The organism is Bombilactobacillus sp. ESL1097, from assembly GCF_058107205.1.
In genome coordinates, this window is the sequence record NZ_JBYLUB010000002.1 from 480,603 (window position 1) to 503,697 (window position 23,095).

20 protein-coding genes and 1 pseudogene are annotated in these 23,095 nt (G+C 32.1%); 15 read left to right on the top strand and 6 right to left on the bottom strand.

Annotation, left to right across the window (positions count from 1 at the left end; translation table 11 throughout):
- Positions 1-111: 111 nt before the first annotated feature.
- The 9 genes from AC3B6D_RS06265 to AC3B6D_RS06305 all read left to right on the top strand — a co-directional run bounded on the left by AC3B6D_RS06265 (position 112) and on the right by AC3B6D_RS06305 (position 8,641).
- Positions 112-954, top strand: coding sequence for a class II aldolase (locus AC3B6D_RS06265; RefSeq protein ID WP_489775193.1), 843 nt, complete (start codon positions 112-114; stop codon positions 952-954).
- Entirely contained in the window at positions 955-2,850 is a 1,896-nt protein-coding gene (locus AC3B6D_RS06270; RefSeq protein WP_489775194.1) for a BglG family transcription antiterminator, read from the top strand.
- Between the two features lie 16 nt (positions 2,851-2,866).
- On the top strand, positions 2,867-3,283 hold the full coding sequence (locus AC3B6D_RS06275; protein ID WP_489775195.1) for a PTS sugar transporter subunit IIA: 417 nt from the start codon (positions 2,867-2,869) through the stop codon (positions 3,281-3,283).
- A gap of 14 nt (positions 3,284-3,297) precedes the next feature.
- Complete coding sequence (locus AC3B6D_RS06280; RefSeq protein ID WP_489775196.1) at positions 3,298-3,777, top strand: PTS sugar transporter subunit IIB; 480 nt, start codon at positions 3,298-3,300, stop codon at positions 3,775-3,777.
- A gap of 113 nt (positions 3,778-3,890) precedes the next feature.
- Positions 3,891-4,706, top strand: coding sequence for a PTS mannose/fructose/sorbose/N-acetylgalactosamine transporter subunit IIC (locus tag AC3B6D_RS06285; RefSeq protein ID WP_489775197.1), 816 nt, complete (start codon positions 3,891-3,893; stop codon positions 4,704-4,706).
- Positions 4,699-5,547, top strand: a complete 849-nt coding sequence (locus tag AC3B6D_RS06290; RefSeq protein WP_489775198.1) for a PTS system mannose/fructose/sorbose family transporter subunit IID — start codon at positions 4,699-4,701, stop codon at positions 5,545-5,547. Before AC3B6D_RS06285 ends, AC3B6D_RS06290 begins: the two co-directional genes overlap by 8 nt.
- A 25-nt stretch (positions 5,548-5,572) precedes the next feature.
- Entirely contained in the window at positions 5,573-6,616 is a 1,044-nt protein-coding gene (locus AC3B6D_RS06295) for a zinc-dependent alcohol dehydrogenase (RefSeq protein WP_489775199.1), read from the top strand.
- Positions 6,617-6,625: 9 nt separating this feature from the next.
- Positions 6,626-8,086 carry a xylulokinase gene (locus AC3B6D_RS06300; protein WP_489775200.1) on the top strand — a complete coding sequence of 487 codons (1,461 nt, stop codon included), beginning with the start codon at positions 6,626-6,628 and terminating at the stop codon, positions 8,084-8,086.
- Positions 8,087-8,101: 15 nt separating this feature from the next.
- Positions 8,102-8,641 (top strand): DUF4428 domain-containing protein, encoded by a 540-nt coding sequence (locus AC3B6D_RS06305; RefSeq protein ID WP_489775201.1) that lies wholly within the window; start codon positions 8,102-8,104, stop codon positions 8,639-8,641.
- Between the two features lie 144 nt (positions 8,642-8,785).
- On the opposite strand, the gene AC3B6D_RS06310 is transcribed toward AC3B6D_RS06305, so the two are convergent.
- From AC3B6D_RS06310 to AC3B6D_RS06335, 6 genes are all read right to left on the bottom strand, one after another.
- The gene (locus tag AC3B6D_RS06310) at positions 8,786-9,646 is read right to left on the bottom strand and encodes a DUF8462 domain-containing protein (protein ID WP_489775202.1); all 861 of its coding nucleotides are present in this window, start codon (positions 9,644-9,646) and stop codon (positions 8,786-8,788) included.
- A gap of 96 nt (positions 9,647-9,742) precedes the next feature.
- The gene (locus AC3B6D_RS06315) at positions 9,743-9,904 is read right to left on the bottom strand and encodes a hypothetical protein (protein ID WP_489775203.1); all 162 of its coding nucleotides are present in this window, start codon (positions 9,902-9,904) and stop codon (positions 9,743-9,745) included.
- A gap of 185 nt (positions 9,905-10,089) precedes the next feature.
- On the bottom strand, positions 10,090-11,091 hold the full coding sequence (locus AC3B6D_RS06320) for a choloylglycine hydrolase family protein (protein WP_489769599.1): 1,002 nt from the start codon (positions 11,089-11,091) through the stop codon (positions 10,090-10,092).
- Between the two features lie 142 nt (positions 11,092-11,233).
- Positions 11,234-12,523 carry a PTS sugar transporter subunit IIC gene (locus AC3B6D_RS06325; protein WP_489775204.1) on the bottom strand — a complete coding sequence of 430 codons (1,290 nt, stop codon included), beginning with the start codon at positions 12,521-12,523 and terminating at the stop codon, positions 11,234-11,236.
- Positions 12,520-13,929, bottom strand: coding sequence for a 6-phospho-beta-glucosidase (locus AC3B6D_RS06330; protein ID WP_489775315.1), 1,410 nt, complete (start codon positions 13,927-13,929; stop codon positions 12,520-12,522). The genes AC3B6D_RS06325 and AC3B6D_RS06330 overlap by 4 nt, the downstream gene beginning before the upstream one ends.
- Entirely contained in the window at positions 13,929-14,771 is an 843-nt protein-coding gene (locus AC3B6D_RS06335) for a MurR/RpiR family transcriptional regulator (protein WP_489775205.1), read from the bottom strand. Before AC3B6D_RS06335 ends, AC3B6D_RS06330 begins: the two co-directional genes overlap by 1 nt.
- 1,192 nt (positions 14,772-15,963) lie before the next feature.
- Between AC3B6D_RS06335 and AC3B6D_RS06340 the strand changes: the two genes are divergently transcribed.
- From AC3B6D_RS06340 to AC3B6D_RS06365, 6 genes and pseudogenes are all read left to right on the top strand, one after another.
- Entirely contained in the window at positions 15,964-16,275 is a 312-nt protein-coding gene (locus tag AC3B6D_RS06340) for a transposase (protein ID WP_489775206.1), read from the top strand.
- A gap of 198 nt (positions 16,276-16,473) precedes the next feature.
- Entirely contained in the window at positions 16,474-16,665 is a 192-nt protein-coding gene (locus tag AC3B6D_RS06345; RefSeq protein WP_489775207.1) for a hypothetical protein, read from the top strand.
- 173 nt (positions 16,666-16,838) lie between these two features.
- A complete protein-coding gene (locus AC3B6D_RS06350) occupies positions 16,839-18,641 on the top strand; it encodes an AIPR family protein (RefSeq protein ID WP_489775208.1) in 1,803 nt (600 codons plus the stop codon).
- A 395-nt stretch (positions 18,642-19,036) separates the two neighbouring features.
- A complete protein-coding gene (locus AC3B6D_RS06355; RefSeq protein WP_489775209.1) occupies positions 19,037-20,236 on the top strand; it encodes an SIR2 family protein in 1,200 nt (399 codons plus the stop codon).
- A complete protein-coding gene (locus AC3B6D_RS06360) occupies positions 20,217-22,127 on the top strand; it encodes an ATP-binding protein (RefSeq protein WP_489775210.1) in 1,911 nt (636 codons plus the stop codon). The genes AC3B6D_RS06355 and AC3B6D_RS06360 overlap by 20 nt, the downstream gene beginning before the upstream one ends.
- 88 nt (positions 22,128-22,215) lie before the next feature.
- Positions 22,216-22,992 (top strand): annotated as a pseudogene (locus AC3B6D_RS06365) (IS982 family transposase); the annotation flags it as partial.
- Positions 22,993-23,095 lie beyond the last annotated feature (103 nt).

Below are 23,095 nucleotides of genomic sequence, written 5' to 3' on the forward strand. Positions count from 1 at the left end.
TAGATTTAGTTGCACTAAATTAGTGAAGAAAATTAGTAATCTAAAAAATGATAGCGGTTTAAGATACTAGTGTAAGTACTTAAATAATTAAAAAGAGAGGAAACGGATTTTATGAAGATTGTGAATGGATACACTTTAATGAAATATGCTAAAGACAATGGTTACGTTTTACCAGCTTTTAATACAACGGATTATGAAATGACTTTAGCAATTATAAAATCATTTGATGAAATGAAAATAGGTGGATATATAGAAATTTCTTCAAATAATTTACGCTTATCAAGTCCTAAAATTATTAGTAAACTTACCAATTTAATTATGGAAAGAGAAAATGTTGATACACCAATTGCTCTGCACTTAGATCATAGTCGTAGCTTTGAAGATGTTAAAAAATGTATTGATGCTGGTTTTACTTCAATTATGATGGATGCTTCTAGATTATCTTATGAAGAAAATATTAAAGAGGTTAGACGAGCTGTTAACTATGCACATTACTTTGGAATACCGGTTGAAGCTGAATTAGGTGGTATTAAGGGTAAAGAGGATGACCATGTTGAAGATAAGAATGCCAAAACACATGTAGAAGATGTTTTAGATTTTGTTGAAAAAACTAAATGTGATTCTCTGGCTGTTTCTGTGGGCAATGTTCATGGATTAGAATTAACGCCAAATTTGGATTTTGATTTAATGAATCAAATAGCAAAAGTTTCACCTGTCCCTTTAGTTCTACATGGTGGGTCCGGTATTCCATTTGATAAAGTTCGGAAAGCTAAGCAATATAATCTAATTAAGGTAAATTATGGTTCAGATTTGCGTAAAAGTTATATTAAAACTTTTGGTGAAGCATATGACAAAAATCATAATGAGTTTAATTTGATTCAAGTGGCATCAAATGGAATTGACAATGTTGTCACTACAGCTAAAAATATTATTAAGCAGGTGAATTTAGTTTAGTTGATAGAGGCGAAAGTGGTGCTGAATCTACGACAAAGAAAAATATTATTAGAATTTTATGAACATCAAAGCCAATTTGTAACGGCTAATGATATTGCTAAGAAGTTTGACGTTAGTCGACGAACAGCACAGTCTGAAATCAAAATTATTAAAGAAAATATTGCGCAGGAGTCATTTGCGGTTTTGAAATCTGTAACGTCTAAAGGTACGAAATTATTAGTATTTGATGATCGAAAATTTCAAGATAAATATCAAATAACAACGCATGATTATAAAAATGTTTCTGGTCGTATGTGGAAATTGTGTTTTATCTTATTGGATAAGAAACAACCAGTCAGTAAAGAGTATTTGGCAGAACAGTTATATGTTTCTACATCAACCTTAGTAACTGACCTTAATCGATTGGAAAAAATATTTGTGACCTATCATTTACAGATAAAACGTAATTCTAAGGGCGTACAACTTGTGGGATCAGAGCGTAATAAGCGCAATTGTATTATGCATTTAGGAGTTTTAGATAAAACTAATTCTCATCAATCCGTGCAATATCTTCATTCTGAGGTAGAAAAAACAGTTGTTAATACTTTGATGAATAATCATTATAATGTTTCTGAAAGTATGTTACAAGATTTACTAGTTCATGCAGAATTAGCAGTAATCCGATCTAAACAAGGATTTTACTTGGAACAAATAACTATGGATTCACAGGATGATTTACAAAAGGAATATCATATTTCTACAGAAATATTTAAAATTTTAAGTCAGCGTTTTGGTTTTCATCAAAAAGAAAGCGAGATTATTGATTTAGGAATTAGATTACGTGGTATTATTTCACAAGATAATAATCAAGATGTTTCTCAATTTGTAAAGCAGTTTATGAATCAAGTTTTAACTAAGGTGGAGACGGAATTTAATATCAATTTTACACAAAATTTTGAATTAAAATATTCTTTGTCATTACACATCATGTCCTTATTAACTAGGGTACGTTACAATATTCAGAATGATAATAAACTACTGGATGAAATTAAACGTTCGTTTCCGTTAGCTTTTGATATTGCTGCTTATGTAGTCATGTTATTGCAAAAACAAATTGATAATAGAATCATTGAAGGTGAGATTGCCTATTTAGCCGTTTATTTTAATCAATTTTTGGTTCAGGGTGAAAATATTAAAAATAAATCAAAACTTTTGATTGTTACTTCTTTGAAAAAAAGTGAGAGCATTTTGTTGAGACAACGTTTTGCAATGTGGTTTCCTAATGAACTTAAAGTCGTTGATATTGTTAATCCAGAACAGTTAAAGTCTATTGATTTAACAATATATGATGTTATTTTTTCTACAGAACAGTCTGACTTAATGGATAAAATAGGAGCAATTTTGATTAGTTATTATCCTAAAGAATCTGAATATTCTAAAATTAAATTAGCAATTGATGGTTTTCAAAATACTGAGCAGTTACTTTCTCTTTTCAGTTCAGAGCGCTTTGTAGTTGGAAGCTTTAAAAGTAAAGAGGAAGTGCTTAAAAAGTTATTTGAAATTTCACAACCTATTACACAAAATCAAAGTAAAGATTTTGAGCGAGCGGTTTGTCTAAGAGAAGATTTAGGTAGCAGTTATTTTGGTAACCATGTAGCTTTTCCTCATCCTGTTAGTCCCGTTTCATTGCCAACTTTTGTTTCTGTAATAGTTACAACTAATGACTTGGTTTGGGACGAGGACGGTGACACAATTAGATTGGTTATGCTATTTGTAATGGAAAAAAATAACGCCAAAGCTTTTCAGGTTTGGAATTATTTTGGAAAAATTATTAATAGTACCGAATTCATTGATAGGGTAGTTGCTAATCCAAATTTTACAACCTTTAAAAATGAATTTATACAACTTTTGAAATAGAGAGGGTTTTTAATGTATGTATTTTTTATTAGTTTCTCATGGAAATTTTGCCAAGAGCTTGCTAGGTAGTATTGAAATGATCATTGGAAAGCAACAAGATGTTAGTGCATATGGGTTAATGCCTCAAATGCATCCAGATGATTTAAAAATGCAAATTGAAAAAAAATTACTTGAATTACAAAAGAGTAAGCAAAAAGTTATTTGTTTTACAGATTTATTTAGTGGAACACCGTTTAATACTGTGGTTTCCTTAATGCAACAGTATGATATTGAACATATAACGGGAATGAACTTACCATTAATGCTAGATGCTTTTATGACTAGAAATACTAAAAAAGAAGAAGTTTCACGCAAAGAATTGTGTAATAAATTAGTTTCAGAAGCTAGTTCAACTGTAATTGATGTTAGAAAATATTTAAATGAAAATTCTTAGAAAGAAGTGATAGTATGAAAAATATTATTTATTCACGAGTTGATGATCGATTATTGCATGGTGAGGTGGTTACGGCATGGGTTCCATCTAAAAGTATTAACCATATTGTAATTATTGATGATGAAATTGCATCGGATCAATTTCAAAAGAGAATTTTGAAAGCGCTGTCCCCAACTAACGTTAAAGTTAGTGTGGCTAGTGTAGATTCTAGTGCTAATTATTTACAAAAAGATTTTAATTCTAAAGAGCGGATTTTACTTTTAACTAAATCACCAAATATTTATGCACAATTGATTGAAAAAGGTGTCGCTTTAAAGCAAGTTAACCTTGGAGGAATGGGCCTACATGGAGATCGAAAGCCATTTGTTAAAAATGTTGCATGTGATGAAACGGAGATTGAGTCTATTAAACAAATGATGCAGCAAGGGGTTCATGTGTTTTATCAATTAGTACCTGATCAAAAATTAATTGAAATAGATAATCTATTAAAATAATCATAATAAAAAAATTAAGTTTTGATTGTTGGATTACTTTCTCATATTTGTTTTAGATGATTATTACAATTTAATCCCTAATTAAAACTTATAAATTTCGGGGAGCGAATTTTATGACAATTTGGCAGGCTTTTTTATGTGGCTTTGTTTACTATATTGCAATTGGTAATTTGCCATTTGTAGGATTGTGGACATTACAGCGACCTTTAGTTTGCGGTCTAGTAACTGGTATTATTTTAGGACATCCTTTACAGGGAGCAATGGTTGGTGGATCGATTAATTTAGTTTATTTAGGCTTTATTTCTGCGGGCGGTTCAATGCCTGCTGATATGGCTCTATCCGGTATTTTAGGAACTGCATTTGCGATTACTGGTCACTTAGATTCAAAAACTGCTTTATCAATTGCAGTACCAATTGGCTTGTTAGGAACAATAATTTGGTATGCACGTATGACATATGGTTCTGTTTTTGCTCATGTTGCAGATCATTATATTGAAAAGGAACAATATAACAAGATTTGGCGTGCTAATGTACTTTATCCACAATTGATTACTGCAATTATTACTATTATTCCTTGTGGATTGGCTGCTTATTTTGGTGCTAGTTATATTAAAGGATTTGTAGCAGCTTTAAGTGGCACAATTTTGACTATTTTTAAAATTATTGGTGGTTTAATGCCTGCTTTGGGAGTTGGATTAACTTTACAATATATTTTTAAGGGTGATGCACGAGTCTTCTTGTTCTTAGGTTTTATTATTGCAACTTATTCTAAATTAAATCTATTACCACTAGGTATTATTGCCTTATTGATTGCTATTATTTATGTTCAATTAGATAGTGATAAAAAAGATGATCATACTCTAAAAGCTGCTACATCTAGTGATAATGATTTGGATGATGATTTTGGAGAGGATGATGATTTTGGCTAAAGAGCAATTAGATACTAATAAACCTCAAACAATTTTAACTAAAAAAGATTTATTTAAATCTTGGTTAATTTGGGAAAATTTTCCACAAACATGCTATAACTACGAAAGAATGATGGGTCAGGCTATTGCTCATGTTTTTGTTCCTGTTGCAAAGAAACTTTATAAAAACGATCCAGCTAAGAAAAAAGACATGATGAAACGGGAAATTGAATTTTTTAATGTTCATGTTGAATTTGGCTCAGTAATTATTGGAATGATCATTGCTATGGAAGAGCAGAAAGCTCAGGGTAAAGATATTCCAGGAGAATTTATTACTAGTTTAAAAACTTCTATGATGGGCCCCTTATCTGGTGTTGGTGATACTATTTATCAAGGTGTTTTGATACCAATTTTATTGGCAATTTGTATTGATATCACGTCTAAAGGAACTATTTGGGGTTCAGTTTTATATTTTGTATTAATGTTAGCGATTTCTTGGGGCTTTAGTTATATTAATTTTCGTTTTGGTTATCATGCAGGTGCTGAAGCGGTCATGGAGTTTTTGGAAAATGGTGTACTTGATAAAGTTCTAAAAGGTGCAGAAATTATGGGCTGTTTTGTCATGGGTGGTTTAATAACTAATTATGTGAACGTTAAAGTACCTTTGAAGATTGTTACTTCCACACAGACCTTTAGTATTCAAAAACAATTTTTGGATGTTTTAGTTCCTAATATTTTGCCATTTGGTTTTACATTGTTAGTACTGTATCTGTTAAAGCGTGGTTGGAACTCAATAAAAATAATTTTATTAGTTATTGTTGTGGCCATTATTGGTGGTTTGTTCGGTATTTTAGGTATTTAAGATTTAAGGAAGGAAATGTTATACGATGAAAGCTATTTTAGAGCTAGGTCCTAAAAATGTAGTATTGAAAGATTTTGATGTTCCCAAAATTAAAGATGATGAAGTTTTGATGAAAGTTCGTGCAAATGGTTTATGTCAAAATGATGTTCGCGATTATACCGGGGATACTAAATGGACTTATCCGCGGATTGGCGGTCATGAATTTGGTGGTGAAGTGGCACAGGTTGGTAAAGACATCGATCCTGAACAATTTCAAATAGGTGATCATGTAGTTAAATATATTTTGCCTAATTGTGGTCAATGTTACTACTGTAAAATAAATCGGCCTAATTTATGTACTAAAATTTACTCTTCTCCAACTTTTCATAATGATCATGGAATTTCTGGATTCTTAGGTATGTCAGAATATATTAAGGTTAAAGCAGAAGATTTATTTAAATATCCTAAAGAAACATCTTTTTTGGAAATGGCATTAACAGAGCCAGTTGGCTGTGTAATTAATAGTGTTGAACGTGCTAATTTATTATTGGGGCAAGATGTTCTAGTAATTGGTGCAGGTGTAATGGGGCTTTTGCATGTTATGATTGCTAAAGCTTCAGGGACGAGAGTAATTGTTAGCGAAATGAATCCTGAAAGAAGAAAATTAGCTTTACAATTGGGTGCAGATGCTGCTTTTGATCCTAGTGAAGGTGATGCAGTTCAAAAGATTAGATCTTGTACTCAAGGACGAGGAGCTGATGTTGTCTTTAATACAACTGCTATTCCGCAAGTTTCACAACAAGCAATTGAAATGACGGCTAATGGTGGACAGACGTTTATGTTTAGTTCAATGCATCCTAATGATCTTGTTGCCATTGATATGGGAGCTGTACATTCTCATGAAAAATTTATTAAAGGTACAGTTAGCCCAACTAGACACACTTATTTTCAGGCAACACAAATGATTGCCAAAAGGTTAATTGATGTTAGACCTTTGATCGGTCATGTTTTTCCAAAGGAACGATATGAAGATGCTTTTAAGGACGCATTGCAACCAGATACGTTGAAGACGATTATTACTTTTGACTAGGTAGAGATTATGAAAATTGAGCAATTGTTTGTTGGTATTGATGTTGGAACTTCTTCAATGAAGTTTACAGCTTTAAACCAAGATGGTAGATCTATTTACGAAAAAAGTTACACTTATACTATTTTAGTTAACAAAAATGGTTGGAAAGAAATAGCACCAATTACTTGGAAAAGGTTATTGAACCAGGGGTTAAGCGATTTAACAACTAATGTTGCAGTAGAGAATATTAAAAGTATTGGTATCACTGGTCAAATGCATACTACAGTATTTTTAGATCAGCAAGGTTATTCAGTTAGAAATAGTATTATGTGGAATGATTCAAGAACTAAAGAATTGATTCCGTGGATTCGCAATACCTTGAAACAAAAGACTCAAAATAGTGTTGCTATTAGTACCATTTCTACAGGAAGTCCTTTAGCTAATTTATTATGGATTAAGGAAAACGAACCGCAAAATTTCAAAAAAATTGCTACATTTTGTTTTCCTATTGATTATCTAGTTTTTCAATTAACTGGTAAATTGGGAACAGATTATTGTGATGCTTCTACTTCTTCGATGTATAGTTTTGAAGAAAATAATTGGGATAAACAAATTTTACGGACATTTGATTTGCCTATAAAACTTTTTCTTAAAATTCATTCTGCAACACATATAGTTGGCTCAATTGTAACAAATTTTCAGAAAAAATATGGTTTGTCGAATGATGTGGTTGTAGTTACTGGCACAGGTGATAACGCTTCAACGGCAGTTGCAAATCAGTTGTTTAAAAATCAGCAACCATTGCTTTCTTTAGGAACTTCTGGAGTTTTAATAGTACCCACGCAAAATAATCAATTAAAAGCTGTAGGAAAAAATATTGCTTTTGCAATTAAAGATCAGCAACCAGAAATTATCACTCAGGGAACATTGCAAGCTGGAGCTCAGCTGAATCAATGGTGGCTCAGTCAAATATTGGAGACTGATCAATTTCAATTGGAGCAGAATCGAATTAATCGTAAATTACTTGGTAACAATTCAGTTATGTTTTTTCCACATCTGAACGGTGAGAAAACTTTATTTGCAAATCCAAAATTACACGGAGCATTTGTGGGATTGAGTTTAGAAACTAGTCGTGAACAAATGTATTTGGCAGTTTTGGAAGGTGTGGCTTTTGGAATTATGCAGTTGTTTGAGCAAATGAGAAATCTCAAAGACCCTGATTATTTTGTAGCTGTAGGTGGAGGAGCTCGGAGTGAACTTTGGTGTCAAATTTTTGCAGACATTTTAAATTATCCAATAAAGGTTTACTCGCATTCTCGTGAAGCAGTTGATGGAGCGGCGATGCTAGCGGCTATGGCAGTTAATCATGAATTTGTAAGCTTAGACACTGATTCTCATGTTTTTTATCCTGAAAGTTGTTTGGTTGTAAAGTATCAGAAAAAGTATCAACAGTATAAAAAAGTGGTTCAATTAATGCTAAAACTGTATTAGAAAGAGTTGAAATGTATGTCACAATGTATTGTGTGTAACAGAAAATTAGGCTTGAAAAGATTCAAAACAGTTGATGGTAAAATATGTGCTACATGTTATAAAATGGCTAGTCATAATTACAAGAATACAGTAGTAAATATGAACTTAACAGAATTAAAGCAAGTTGTAACTAAAGTCCGCCATAAAAATGATTTATTCTTAAATAGTGATTTTCATATTAATAGGCGTATTAATCAATTTATCTTATTTGATGATAGCAACCAATTGATTTGTTTACCCAATAATGTCAAATATTCTAAGGACTACTTGATGCCAGAAATATATAGATTTAGTGACTTGCTTAATGCTAAAGTTAGTCGAAAAGCTCAATTTAAAAAACACAAAGAGCTAAATTCTATTAGCGTGGATATTTATTTAAATTCTAATCATGAGAGAATAAAACGGCAAATTATTCTGATTAAAAAACCAATCCACATTGAAAGTGCAACATTTCATCAAATGGATAAAATAGCTCAGAAAATTGTTGTGGAATTATTGAAAGTAATTCCCGACTAATTTTTAATAATTTAAACTAAAAACTCTCTTCAATGAAATTGTCTTTAGTTACAGCTAAGACAATTATTGAAAGAGAGTTTTTATATTTGGAAAAAGTGATTAAATTATGATACTTCCTTACTTTTATAAAATTGGGTAGTCTAATTACAGCAAATGACTGTCGTTATAATGATGGATAAAATCTTTGAAAAAAGGTAGCGAAAAGGAGACTGTTCCGCGTTCAGGAATTGTGATTAGTTGTGAATCTTTTAACCGTGCCCGATAAACAGAAAGATAATTTTTGGGCTTATCGAGCATTTTTTGAATAAAGCTAATTGGTACAATTTTTTGTGGATACTGAGCCATAGTTTGTAAAAATTTTTGATCAGTAGGAGACAATTCAGTGTAGAGCTTTTCATAGGAATTACGGAAAAGATCTTGTTTAGTGGCAGATAGAGTTTGATCAATAACTGTTTGATTAATAACGTCTTTACTGAAGCGCCAAGCATAATAACCAACTGTTTGAAACGCGTAAGGATATCCGCCAGCACTTTTAGCCAGTAATTCTAGATCCAGCGGGTCAATTAATTTATTTTCTTGTTGAAAAGTTATCTGATATTTATTGATAACTGCATCCTGGTCTAATTGACTGAGGTAAATGCGATTACTTCTCAATAAAAAGGTTAAGACTTGATCGTTTTGCAATTTGGATAGACGATTAGGTAGTCCAGTCATTAATAAAGCTAAATTATATTCTTCATCAATCAACATTTGGTACATGGAAGCAAATGCGCGAACATCGGAACTAACTTCCATTTCATCAATTTCGATTAAGACAAAAATGTTCCTTTTCTTAAGAGAACTCAGCATTTGTTCTAAAATTCCTTTATAGTCAATTACTGGCGTTGAGCTGTTACTTTTAAATGTAATACCAAACATACTAAAATTTAATTCTGCAGAAAAATGTTTCAAAACTTGTTTCCAATTAATACCCTCAATTTTTTGTAAACCCAGAATTAATTGCATTATTAAATTATCCTGGCTGAGAGTTAATCTGAGACAATACCAGTTTTTTAGTAACTTTAAATTTTGTTCAACATTAAGTAAAAAAACAGTTTTGCCTTATCCGCGAACACCATAGACCAAGGAAGTTTGGTATTTGCCATCTTGACTAGTTAGTCCAGCCAAATAATCATGTAGGATGCTTTCTTGGTTTAAAAGGATTGTGGGTAAACGGCCAAAACTAGGAAAAAATGGATTTTGAGATATTTGGGTATTACTCAAGCTTAAAACCTCCAATTTTATACTTTCTTTATACTTCTAATTTACATTTTATACTTCTTTTATGCTTGCGAAAAGAATAGTATTAAAATAAAAGGTATTTAACTTGGATGTACATTTTGTCCTATTAAAAATTGACCAAAAAAATAACCTGCAGCCATCTTAGCCACAGGTTATTTGGTTTGACGTTAATTTAGATAAGCAATATCTTCATCATCTTGAACTTTGAAAGTCCGATAATCAGTTTCTTGCAACAGTTCCGGTGTTAAACGAACGCAATTAATGCGTTGATTGCCATAAGTGGAGTAGTAGTAACTGCGTGATTCTGCACAGATGTAAGCACTGTAACAAGTGTAATCAAAGGTATCATCAGTGGTTACCACAATTCCGCGCGGAATGCTGACAGGTTCTAACATATGATGAGCGAGGCTGACACCGGCAGCTTCATCAGCAGCTTGTTCGACATTTTGCTTCATAAAAGCAGTCCGGACAAAGCGACTGACAGGTGTGTAGTCACCAGGTAAACCAAAAGTACCAGAACCTTGACTAAATGGCTTGAGAGTCTTGCCTAAGAAGTCCACATCTTCATGTTGCTTAGGCGTGACAGATAAGTAATTACGTAAGTTAGTTTCATGCCAGTGGTAATCAGGACTATTAGTCATGACACCAATTGAATTATCAATCAAATGCACGCCGTCAGCTTGAGGTTCGACGATTAAACTAGCGCCGGTCGTATCGGAGAAGATATAGTGCAGTGGTGACACAACTTTTAAAGTTGGATTGGCATCATTTAAAATGGTAATTTGTTCTTGGAATAATTGTTTGATATCAGCTAAGTTAGCAGCTTGTGACAAAATAACAGAAATCACTTTGTCAGGGGAAACGCCCCAAGTACTAGCAGCAGCTTCGTCGTGATAGCTACAATAACCAGGAAAATAAAGGGTGCCACCCATCACGCCTTGATCATTAACACCATCAAAGGTAATTGGTGCTTGATTCTCTAAAGTCCCCATACCTAAGAAGGCATGCTTACTAGTAACCTGTTGGTCACTGCTGTAAGCCGAAGCAAACGTTTTGTTCTGCGGAACGAAGACGACTTCTTGAGCCATCTCCATCATAAAGTCCATGGTGCGCGAAAAGAAGTGTTTCTTATCTTTAGTTTCCATGGTAAAACTACTACAACCGATCATGTTATCACTCCATATTCAATTAGTTGGTAAGCATTATAAGCGTGTCAAAGCGGGAATGCAATCGTTCTGGAGAAAATTATTTGAAGTGATGAAGGTTAATAATTTTGATGTTTGAAATTAATCAACTATTCAAGTTGAAAGATTAATTTTGTTCTTGTTTAGCGAGCAGATCCAAATCAACTTTGCGAATAAATGGATAGTAAACAATTGTTGAAAAGATAATGATAATTAATTGCCATAGAGCTGTTTTCCAGCCACCAATTAAAAAGCCTGAGATGATGGGCGGCGTGGTCCAAGGAACCATCACTCCAGAAAACAACGGTAAGACTCCCCATGCCATTAACCAATAGCTGGCGGCACCAACAATCATTGGAAAGGCAATAAAGGGAATAATGAGATATAGATTTAAGACAATCGGTGTTCCAAAGATGACGGGCTCATCAATATTGAAGACGTTAGGTAAGATAGATAATTTACCTAATTCTTTGAGCATGCTTGACTTGGCAAAAAAGGTCATATAAATGACCATGCCGACGACGATCCCGGCTCCCGTCATGCAGAGATAATTATCCCAAAATTGCTGGGTAAAAATGTGACCACCATTCGCAATCGTTAACTTTTTGCCAGCATCGAGTAATGCTTGGTTGGCCGACATATTAGATTGGAGAATGGGAGCCAAAATAGCGCCACAAATTGCACCACCGTGCACGCCACACCACCAAAGTAAAGACATGACCATCGACATGATTAAGACACCACCAAAAGAATCGGTGACGCCTTGCAGGGGCGTTTGAATAACAGAATAAATAATTTCAGTAAAACTGATGTTGGCAGTAAATTTAAAGATCGCGTAAACAATACCGGCAACGATTAAAACAACACCTGATGGAATTAGGGAAATAAATGAATTAGAAACTGCTGGTGGAACACCCGCTGGCATTTTTATTTGCCAATTTTTGCGGATACAAAAGCTGTACAACCAGCCAGCCGCTAAACCAACGATGATAGCAGTTATCATACCTTGACCAGCAGTCCAATCTTTGGAAATAGCATTGGTAACCACGACGCCTTTAGCAGCCTTAATTTTGAAAGGCATGAGTAAAATAAAAGCTCCTAAGGCGCTTAAACTGCCGGCAAAGGCGGTTTCAATTTTGTCATTTTTTAAATAAACATAGGTAATTCCGGTTACCGCAAAGAAAGACATAAGGGCAAACGAACTAGAATAAATTTGATTGAAGACGTTAGCTAAACCACAGTTGGTGATGGCTTTGGCAACTGCTGGAATAGGAATGTTGGCTAATAACAGAAAAAGTGAGCCGACAATTAGAAACGGTAAAACAAACATCATGCCATCTTTGAGAGCCTGAATAGCTTTAGTATTAGTAAACTTTACGACAAGGGGAACTAACTTTTCATTGAGAAATTTTTTCATTTTTGCGCCTCATTTTTAACTCCAAGACAAGCACCATTGGTGGCAATGATATTTTTGTACCAATAAAATGATTGCTTTTTATAGCGCTTGAAAGTTTGGGCATCGACATAAATAAAGCCGTAACGTTTTTCGATTTCTCCAGTCGATGCACTAATTAAATCAATCGCAGACCAAGGGGTGTAACCGAGCACGGCAACACCGTCCAGTTCAATGGCTTTGAGCATTTGGGTGATGTGCTGTTGTAAATAGTTGATGCGATAGTCATCATTAATTTGGCCGTCAACTAATTGATCATAAGCACCAAAACCATTTTCTACGATGAATAAAGGTTTTTGATAACGTTCATAAACCACATTTAAGATATAGCGTAAACCAATCGGATCAATGGCCCAGCCCCAATCACTTTTGGGGACATTGGGATTAGCAACTTCGGTAAAATCATTGGTAGCATTAAATTGGGCAGTAGTTGATTTGTAATAACTAAAACCAATATAGTCCACAGTTCCGTGCTGAATTGCAGCTAAATCTTGTTCCGTAATATCTAAGTTGAAATGTTTACGCTCCCATAATTTGGTAACGTAAGCAGGGTAAGAACCACGAACTTGTACGTCACTAAAGAAAAAGCGCCGATCCATCGCTTTGACACTGGCCATAACGTCTTGGGGCTGACAAGAATACGGGTAAATGGGTCCAAAGTGGAGCATACATCCGATTTGCAACTGTGGATTGATTTTTTTTGCGGCTTGAACAGCTAAAGCACTAGCAACAAATTGATAATGACTGATTTGATACATGGTTTCTTCGGCATTTTCATCAGCTTGATATAAGACACCGGCACCAGTCCAAGCGTTGAAGGGATTATCAATATCAATCAGATTGTTAATTTCGTTAAAGGTCATCCAGTATTGAACCTTGTTAGCGTAACGGTTGAAACAAGTGGTAGCGTAGTGGACAAAAAAGTGAATCAGTTTACGATTACGCCAGCCGCCGTACTCTTTAGCTAAATGGTAGGGCATTTCAAAATGCGAGAGGGTAACCACTGGCTCAATACCATATTTATGGCATTCGTCAAAAACGTGGTCGTAAAACTCTAGCCCCATTTCATTAGGATATTGTTCATCGCCTTGCGGAAAAATGCGTGACCAAGCAATACTTAGCCGAAAACATTTAAATCCCATTTCGGCCATTAGTTTAATGTCTTCCTTATAATGATGGTAAAAATCAATTGCTTGGTGGTTAGGATAGATTGCGTTATCTAAGACACCAGCAGTGATTTGACGAGGATGCTTGACGTCGCCTTTAGTCATGACATCAGTGACACTAACTCCTTTGCCCGCTACATTCCAAGCACCTTCGTATTGGTTGGCAGCAACGGCACCACCCCATAAAAAATTATTTTGCAAAATTATTTTCCTTCCTTTGACTGATCAACTTGGTGTGAGATACATTGGACTGATTGATAATTGGCTAACATTTTAAAAGAAACCAGAACATCAAAGAGATACTGTAAGGCGGCCACGTAGACCACGTTACTTAAATCCAGTGTTCCTTTGGTAGTCATAATGACAATTGTTTCATCACAAAATTGGCAAATTGCGCGTTGTGTGCTATCACAAACAACTATGGTGCGATAATTTTGTTGGCGCAATTGTTGAGCAACTTGATACATTTGCTCATTGTTGCCCGTGTGTGTCAAAATAAAAGCGACTATTGGTTTTTGATTAGCTTGAGCCGTATTAGTGTGCATCGGATTGGGTGCATTATAGGCATTGGCATTGCAACCAACTTCTTCTAATTCCCAACAAAAACTCCGCGCTAATTCATAATTTAAACCTTGGCCATAAATTTCAATACGTTCAGCTTGTTGAACCAGCTTAATGACGCGTAAGATAGTTTGGGCGTCTAATAAACTGTTGGTATATTCAATGGCGCGTTGATGAATTTGCTCCACGCGTTGAAAGACGTCCGTGATAGATACACTAGTATCTAGTGGTTTGACATCTAAGTCTTCTCGTAATTTGATAATATTGGGCAGTTCCGAAGCAAAATGATACTTGAATTGAGAATAGCCACTAAACCCCGCCTTTTGACATAAACGAACCACGGTTGCTGCACTGGTATAACTAGCCTTGGCTAGTTGGTTGATGTTTAATTCCAATATTTTTGTAGGATTTTGGATAATATACTCTAAGACTACTTGTTCCTGTGCTGTTAAATTAACAATCGCTTGCATCTCATCTAAGATCATAAAATTTCAAGTTCCTTTCCAGTCGACATGGAAGAGAGGTTATAGCTTTAATACAACCTCACAAGTATTATAAGAGGGTAAAAATAGCGATTCAATGCTTATTGATTATATTGGTAATCGTTTTCAAAAAAGCACGATTTTTATTTTAAAATTGGAAGAGAATTTCAAAAATAGGCTGAGACACAAAAAGATTAGTCGATGAATGTAACCTAATCTCTTGGCCTCAGTCTTTTGGGCAATAAAGAATTAAACTAAAATGTTGGTTTTGATGTTGAAAAATCAATTGATTGGCTGGTTAACAAGAAAGTAATAATTAAAATGGAGGGATTAATGCACCAAAGCATACACAATAAAAAAGCTAGTCATTAAGATTAGCTTTCGGTTAGTCACCACAATCCTAACTAAGTATGTTCAGTATTATTTTCAAATTGGATTAGAGACTAGTTATAGATTATAGATTTGTTTAAATAAAATAATTTGTGGATTGATACAAGATTTATTCGACGTCTCGAATAAATGGTATGAACTCACGACGAAACTTTTTCTGTTGCTAAATCTTTAAGGGTACAAAAACTAATACCATTCCTCCGCAAGGTATGTAAATTTTACACCATTTATTATATAAGTTCTTTTAGTTTAAAGCAATTGAAAAATTGTTTTAATACCATTCACTCCACAGGAAATAAAAAATTGACATTTTTTCTAATATTGTTAAAATTGGATTGTAAACTTTTGATAGTAAATTAAATTGCTCTGTTATTCAGAATTTGTTCTTATTTTTATTAATTTTAATTTTTAAATAACAGATGTCATATATCTTCTAGTTTGCAATCTTTAATTCAAGATTGCATTAATATTTTAACCCCGCTCTACAAAGAGTTTGTGACCATTACTATTCAAAAACGGCGCAATGTTCATTTGGATAAACTATCTGACGTACAATTAATAGCTTTAATGTGTTTACAGGTAAAAATTGGGGTGTTTAATCAACGGTTTGATTTACCAGAAAGATCTCGGTTTAATCGTCTAACTCAAAGGTGTGGTGATTTATTTCGATACATTAGAACTGGACTCATTAATCAGAAAATCAGACCACAATACACGATTATCGATAGTTTACCAATGTCTGTTTGTTAGCCAGTCCGCAATTTTCGTGCCAAAATTTTTGATAGCTTGGCAGCTAAAGGATACGATGCCATTAAGAAATTATATTATTATGGGTTTAAAGAAGGGTAGTTCTGAAATTACAGATCAAAGTATTGTCGTTGCTTATACCATTACTGCGGAAAACTGGCACGATATCAAAATGGTTCCTGAATTATTAAATCAGTATTATCCTTGTCCGAATTTTTTAGCTGATCTGAGTTATTTAAGTCAGAAACTGAAACAAACACTATCCCAAAAAGGCATTAATTTTTTGACACCTCTTAGAAAAAATATGAAACAAAAATCTGATAAAGTTAGTCAGCGATTACTGAATAAACGACGGAGAAAAATTAACTAGCACCACGCGTAATGAATTAATATTGTTGGAACGTGAAAATTCATCTTATTGTTCCAACCTCACTAATCGTTAAGTAATTTACCGTATTTTTAATTTGATATTTTTTATAAAATTAAAAGTTCTACTACAAATTAATGAGATTTAGGTTATTATATAATTGATAAAGTAATTTATTCGATTATGGGAGGGATAGAGTAAATGAATTTTTATGATTTGTTTAAGAGATATAAGCTAGAAATCATTGTGGAAATTGTGATTGTTGTTTTGTTTTTGATTTGTGGCTTGGCGGAGATGTTAAATTTTAATATTGTTTTAAGTGATGGTACCTTTGTGACAGCAGCATTATCAGAGATCATAGTCATTACACGATTTATAATTTCTACAAATTAAAATTATAAGGTAGTAATGATAATTAAAATAAAAATTGATTGATCGGAGAGTTTATTCTCAAAGATAAATCATTACCTTGAATATTAGGTTGAATCTATTAAAAACCTTAATTTAGATTGTTGAATTTAATTTGACAGGTAAAGAAAAATTAGTAAGTAAAGGAGCATTGAAAGTTGAATAAAACAGTTATTTCACATCCTATTATAAGTGCGTATTTAAAAGATTTTATTTCTACAAATGAAATTTCCAAGTCACAGGCAAAGGATCAACATCATATTTTTGAGCAATATATAAATGATCTTTTTCTATCTATATATTCTAATGATCCCATTGCAAAATACTCTGATATGGAAACTGGAACTGCTTTTGGAATTGATGGTATAGCAATTTTTGTATCTGAACATTTGGTTACAAGTATTAAAGACGTTGATACTATTGTTGATGGTGTTAAAAAATTTGATGTTAACTTTTTATTTGATCAATCAAAAACTTCGAACAAATTTAATCGTCAAGAAATTTCAGATTTTTTGACAGGAATTGTACGATTTTTTAATTTTGACAAGTGTGAAATTAAAGAATTAAAAGAATTTTGGAATGTAGCAAAGTATATATATACTAAAAGTTCCAAGTTTAAGAAACAGCCTACTATTAGTATGAAATTTGTCTGCTTATCCCCAAATGCAATTGATTTATCAGACATAAATATGAAATCAGAAATAGAAATTGGAGTTAAACGACTGAAGGATATGGCATTATTCAGTAATGTTAAAGAACCTGATTTTCTAGGTATTAAAGACATAATGGAACTAAATGAAAAAAATAACTCTGGATTGCATGTAACAATTCCTTTGTCTAAACAGCCTGTTCCATATCCTAACAATAATAATGATAAAATTAAAAATGGGTATTATGGATTAATTAGACTTGATGAGTTTATTAATTTGTTAACGGATAATATTAATGGTGAGCGTATATTAAGAAAGGGGATATTTAATGATAATATTAGGGATTATTTAGGATCATTTGAAAAGGTAGAGGTAAATTCCTCTATGAAAGATCAGCTTATTGGAAATGAAAGCTTTTTGTTTGGTTTTTTAAATAACGGTATAACAGTAATTGCAGATGAAATCAATTTGAATGCTGAGGAATTGTCATTAACTAATTATCAAATTGTTAATGGTTGTCAAACTAGTAATGTTATCTTTGAATGCTTGGATTCTATTAATAATATTAAGGACATATATATACCGATAAGAATTATATCTACTGAAGATGAAGATACTAAACATGCTATTGTTAAGGCTACGAATAGCCAAACTCAATTAAAACCTGAACAATTAGCAGCACTATCTCCAATTCAAAAAGCTATTGAACAATATTACAATACCAAAAATAGAACTAGTAATTGTCCTTTATATTATGAAAGAAGAACAGAACAATATAGAAATGATAATATTGCAAAGGCAAAAATAATCAATATTCCTTTTCAAAGAAAAGCAGTTTCTGCTATGTTTTTTGATTTACCACACGAAGTTTCTGGTCAATATGGAAAAGTTGTTGAAAAAACTGGAAATAGATTATTTGAAGAATCACATTTGCAATTTTTAAATTCATATTATGTAAGTGGATTAGCTTGGTATAAAGTTGAGAAATTTTTTAAAAATGATGAAATTGGTAAGAAGTATAAAAGAGCTAGATGGCATATATTAATGTTACTTAAGTATTTGTGTTGTCCGTTAGATCAAATTTCCACTGAAATTAATTGTAAGTCGGAAGAAAATAGTAAATTAATTGAAAAGGTTTTGCTAAAAAGGAATAATAATAACGAATATTTTAAAAAAGCTATAAAAATTATTGAACTAAGCTTGAAAGCTACTCAAGAACAAATTTTATCTGACAGAAAGGTTTTTGAAAGAAAGGAGACAACAACCAAAGTGATTGATTATATAAAAGAAAATAAAGATCAAATCATATAATTCTATATTATGTCTTGCGCGTGGTGATAGTTAATTTTTTACAAGTATTTACAAATAAACATTGTTTCAATCTAATTTTGAATTCTGCTAAACAGTGAGCACGATTACGCTCAATATCTAACATTTAGTTCCGTTGAGAAAAGCTGTCTTAATTTTTATGCGGCGTTGATTCAACAATGTGTGACTAAATTTGTCAGATTTTTAATTCATGTTTTTTTCTAATTGGGTCCAAAAGTTAATGCCTTTTTAATATAACTAGTTTAATATAGAACCTTTTTTGATTGGCATCAAGCGTAAGTAATTGTATTTTAGGCTTTAAATGTAATATTGAAATATGTATAGTTTATAATTCAATATTTATATTGAAATAATCTTTTTGAAAGATGATGAAAAAAATGACATTTTCTGATAATCAAAATTTGTTGGATCAAATAGACGGGAAAAATATAAATTTTTTAATCGGTGCAGGAGCTAGTGCGGACTATTTGGATACTTTGCAGATTAAAAATAATGAAGATGAAGATATCAGCATTGAAGAGGTTTATAATAATCCAGAAAAATATTTTGGTGATAAAAACAATTACGAATTTACAAATATAAAAAGTTTGTTAAAACTTTTATTTTATGAAAAGTCCATAAAAAAAGGTCTTGTTACTTCAAACAGAAATGGTGATAAAAGTTGTGAAGAAGTTTCAAACTATTACAACAAGTTTATAGTTAACGTTCTAAAATTGATAAACAGAAATGGTTTTGAGCGACATAAGAGAGCTAATATATTTACTACCAATTATGATACTTTTTTTGAAAAAGCTTTTGATAGTGTTTCCATGAAGTATCCGCTATCAGCTTTTAATGATGGATCACGTGGATTTATCACTAAAGAAGTAAATTATGAAAATTATTATATAAATACAACTCATAGCGGAGCAAATGATATATTTACAAGAGAAATACCAACAATTAACTTATATAAGTTGCACGGATCGTTATCTTGGAAGTTAGAAAAAACACAAGAAAATCATGAAGTTGTGGTCTCTGATTTTAATAATTCAATAGTAAGTAGGCTCACAAATAAATCAAAAAAATATAAAGAAATTTTTGAATTAACTGGTGTACTGCAAGATACTACGATAGAAAACATAAAAAAAACACTTGATAAAATAAATCAAGACAAGGATAAAAAAGAGGTACTTCAAGATTTTATAAATGAATATGAAAAATTATTGATTGTTAATCCTACAAAACAAAAATTTGAAGAAACAGTATTTGATAATCAATACTATCAATTTCTTAGGGCTTTCGAAAATGAATTGCAAAAACCGAATACAGTTTTGATTACTTTTGGTTTTTCATTTCAGGATCAGCACATTTTGGATTTAATTAGACGAGCGGCATTTAATCCTTCACTTCAGATTTTTGTTATTACGTACAGCAAAGATGATATCCTTATTGTAAATCAAAAATTATTGGGCATCGCAAAATCTATATTGCAAAATAGAAAGAATATAAATGAAAATAATTTTGTCCATGGTGATTTTGATACTTTGAATAATATTTTGGAAACTGGTGAATACTTTGAATTTAAAAAAAATTGACAATTTAACTACTGTAGGGTATGTGATAAAAATAGAAGGAAATTATGTAAAAGCTCGTATGATACATAATACTAATGATTTGACTTACTATGAAAATGGTAAAACTTATAGAGGAATTGGGATAGGAGAATATGTCGGTATTCCACGTGGACCTTATAAATTAGTTGGTAAGGTTACACGAGAATATGTTGATGATATTGAAAAAGATTATTCTAGTCAAACTTTTTCGTCCAATAGATTCATCAGAGAGATAGATATCTCAATTATCGGTTTTTTTAGAAAGAATAAATTTAATTTTGGATATTCAATTTTTCCTAAAATTTTTTCTGAAATCACTTTATTGACATCAACTGAGATTTTACAAGTATTAACTGGTAATAATTCTTCTTCTGATACTATTAACAAACTTACTGTAGGAAAAACTATTCCTGAAGGTATAAATTATTCCATTAATTGGCCCAATTTTTTTAACACACATTTTGCTATCTTTGGGAATACGGGAAGTGGGAAATCTAATACATTAGCAAAATTGTATACAGAATTATTTAAAACTGCGGAAGATAACGAATGGAACATTGATAAATCAAATTTCATTTTTATAGATTTTAACGGTGAATATACTGGAGATAAGTCCTTTACTCAAAGTAAAAATGTAATAGAGTTAAATACTAGGAATAAAAAAGTTAAGAGTTCTTCGGTCAATAAGATATATTTACCAAAATCTGAATTTTGGGATGTTGAAATGCTATCTGTTTTATTTTTAGCTACTAAGCAAACTCAAGAACCTTTTTTACGAACAACATTGAATTTTTATAAGCCACAGGAAATAAATAAAGAAAAAATAATAGGCTACTTAAAATTAGCTTTTTATCAAACTTTTTGTATGACTAAACAAGATCCACGGACTTTGGACTTATTGAATTTTATTCTAAAAAAGTTAAATTTATTAATAAATGAAAAATGTGAAGTATACTGTTGGTTAAAGGCTTCATGGCAGTCTAAGCAAGAAACATACTATTTTAAATATGGAAATGATTCAAAGCTAAAATATTTCAATAATGATGATACAAAAGTTGATTTTGAAAATAAGGTTGAATCTGCAATAAATAATGCTGTATTAGATGGTTCTGATATGAATCTTAAACCGTTGAATATTTTAACCGTACTGGTTAATTTAGAAATGATTTATCAATTAGCATATGGTAAAGCACAATTTGATTTTGTTTCACCACTACTCAACAGAATACAAGCAAAATCAGATATGTTTGACAAGTTATTAAAAATTACTGATGACGACACTGATAATATTCTGAATTCTGACTCTCACTCTCATTGTACAGTAGTTTCTTTTAAAAATGTTAATAAGGATGCAAAGGATACAATACCACTGCTATTAGCGAGATATATTTATAGGAAACAAAGAGATAGTGTAGATAAAGAAGAAATTACTCAAACTACTCATTTAGTAATTGACGAAGCACACAATATTTTATCTGTTAATAATCATAGAGAAGAAGATAAATGGCGAGATTATCGCTTGGATGTTTTTGAAGAAATTGTAAAAGAAGGTAGAAAGTTTGGCTTTTACTTAACCATAGCTAGTCAGCGTCCTGCCGATATATCTGCAACAATAGTTTCACAAATGCATAATTATATAATCCATAGATTAGTTAATGACAATGATTTAAAAATGCTGGATAATACGTTGAATTCTCTAGATGCTGTTTCTAAATCACAAATTCCAACTTTAGCACCTGGAGCAGCAATTTTTACGGGAACAAGTTTTCCTTTACCAATAATTGTGCAAGTTGATCAATTGAATAGAGATCAAGCTCCAAAAAGCTCAAATGCCGACTTAGTAAGCATATGGGAGGTAAAAAGAGATAAGTGAGTACGCGTGGTGCTAGTTAAAAATTAGTTGAAATAAAAAGCCTGACTAGGCTACACTTTAAGTTACCTCTAACAAGAAAGTGATAGCAATGTCAGACTTACTTAAGTGTAACCAAGAATCTTCTAGCTTACAATCTTTAATTCAAGATTGGATTAATATTTTAACGCCGCTTTACAAATACTTAGTACCATTTGTAATTCAAAACCTATGCGACGTTCATTTAGCTAAACTATCTGACGTACAATTACTAGCTTTAATGTGTTTTCAGGTCCAAATTGGGATGTCTAATCAACGTAGTTTTTATCGTTTATTAAGTCTGTTGAATTTGTTTGATTTACCAGAAAGATCCCGATTTAATCGCCTAACCCAAAGGTGTGGCTATTTATTTCAATACATGAGAATTGGAATCGTGAACCAGAAAATTAAACCACAATATTCGATCATTGATAGTTTACCAATGCCTTTTTGTCAGCCAGTTCGCAACTTTCGTGCCAAAATTTTTAAGAATCAAAGGCTACAATGCCACCAAGAAGTTACGTTATTATGGTTTCAAGGGTAGTTTTTTAATTGCGGATCAAGGTGTTGCCGTTGCTTATACCATTACTGCAGCAAACTGGCATGATATCAAAATGGTTACTAAGTTATTAATCAATATTCTTGTCCGAACGTTTTAGATGATCTGGGTTATTTAAGTCAGAAACTGAAATAAACATTAGCTCAAACAGACATTAATCTTTGGACACCAGTCAGAAAAAATATGAAACAAAAATCTGATAAAGCTAGTCAGCTATTACTGAATAAACGATGCGGAAAAATTGAGACAGTCTTTGCCCAATGGAACCAAATGTTTGATACCGAACGTAATTGAGCCCGTTGTTTAGCAGAATTTAAAAGTCAATTTGAACAATGCTTATTTGTAGATACCTAGAGAAAAATTAACTAGCACCACACGTAAGTGAGTATAAAAA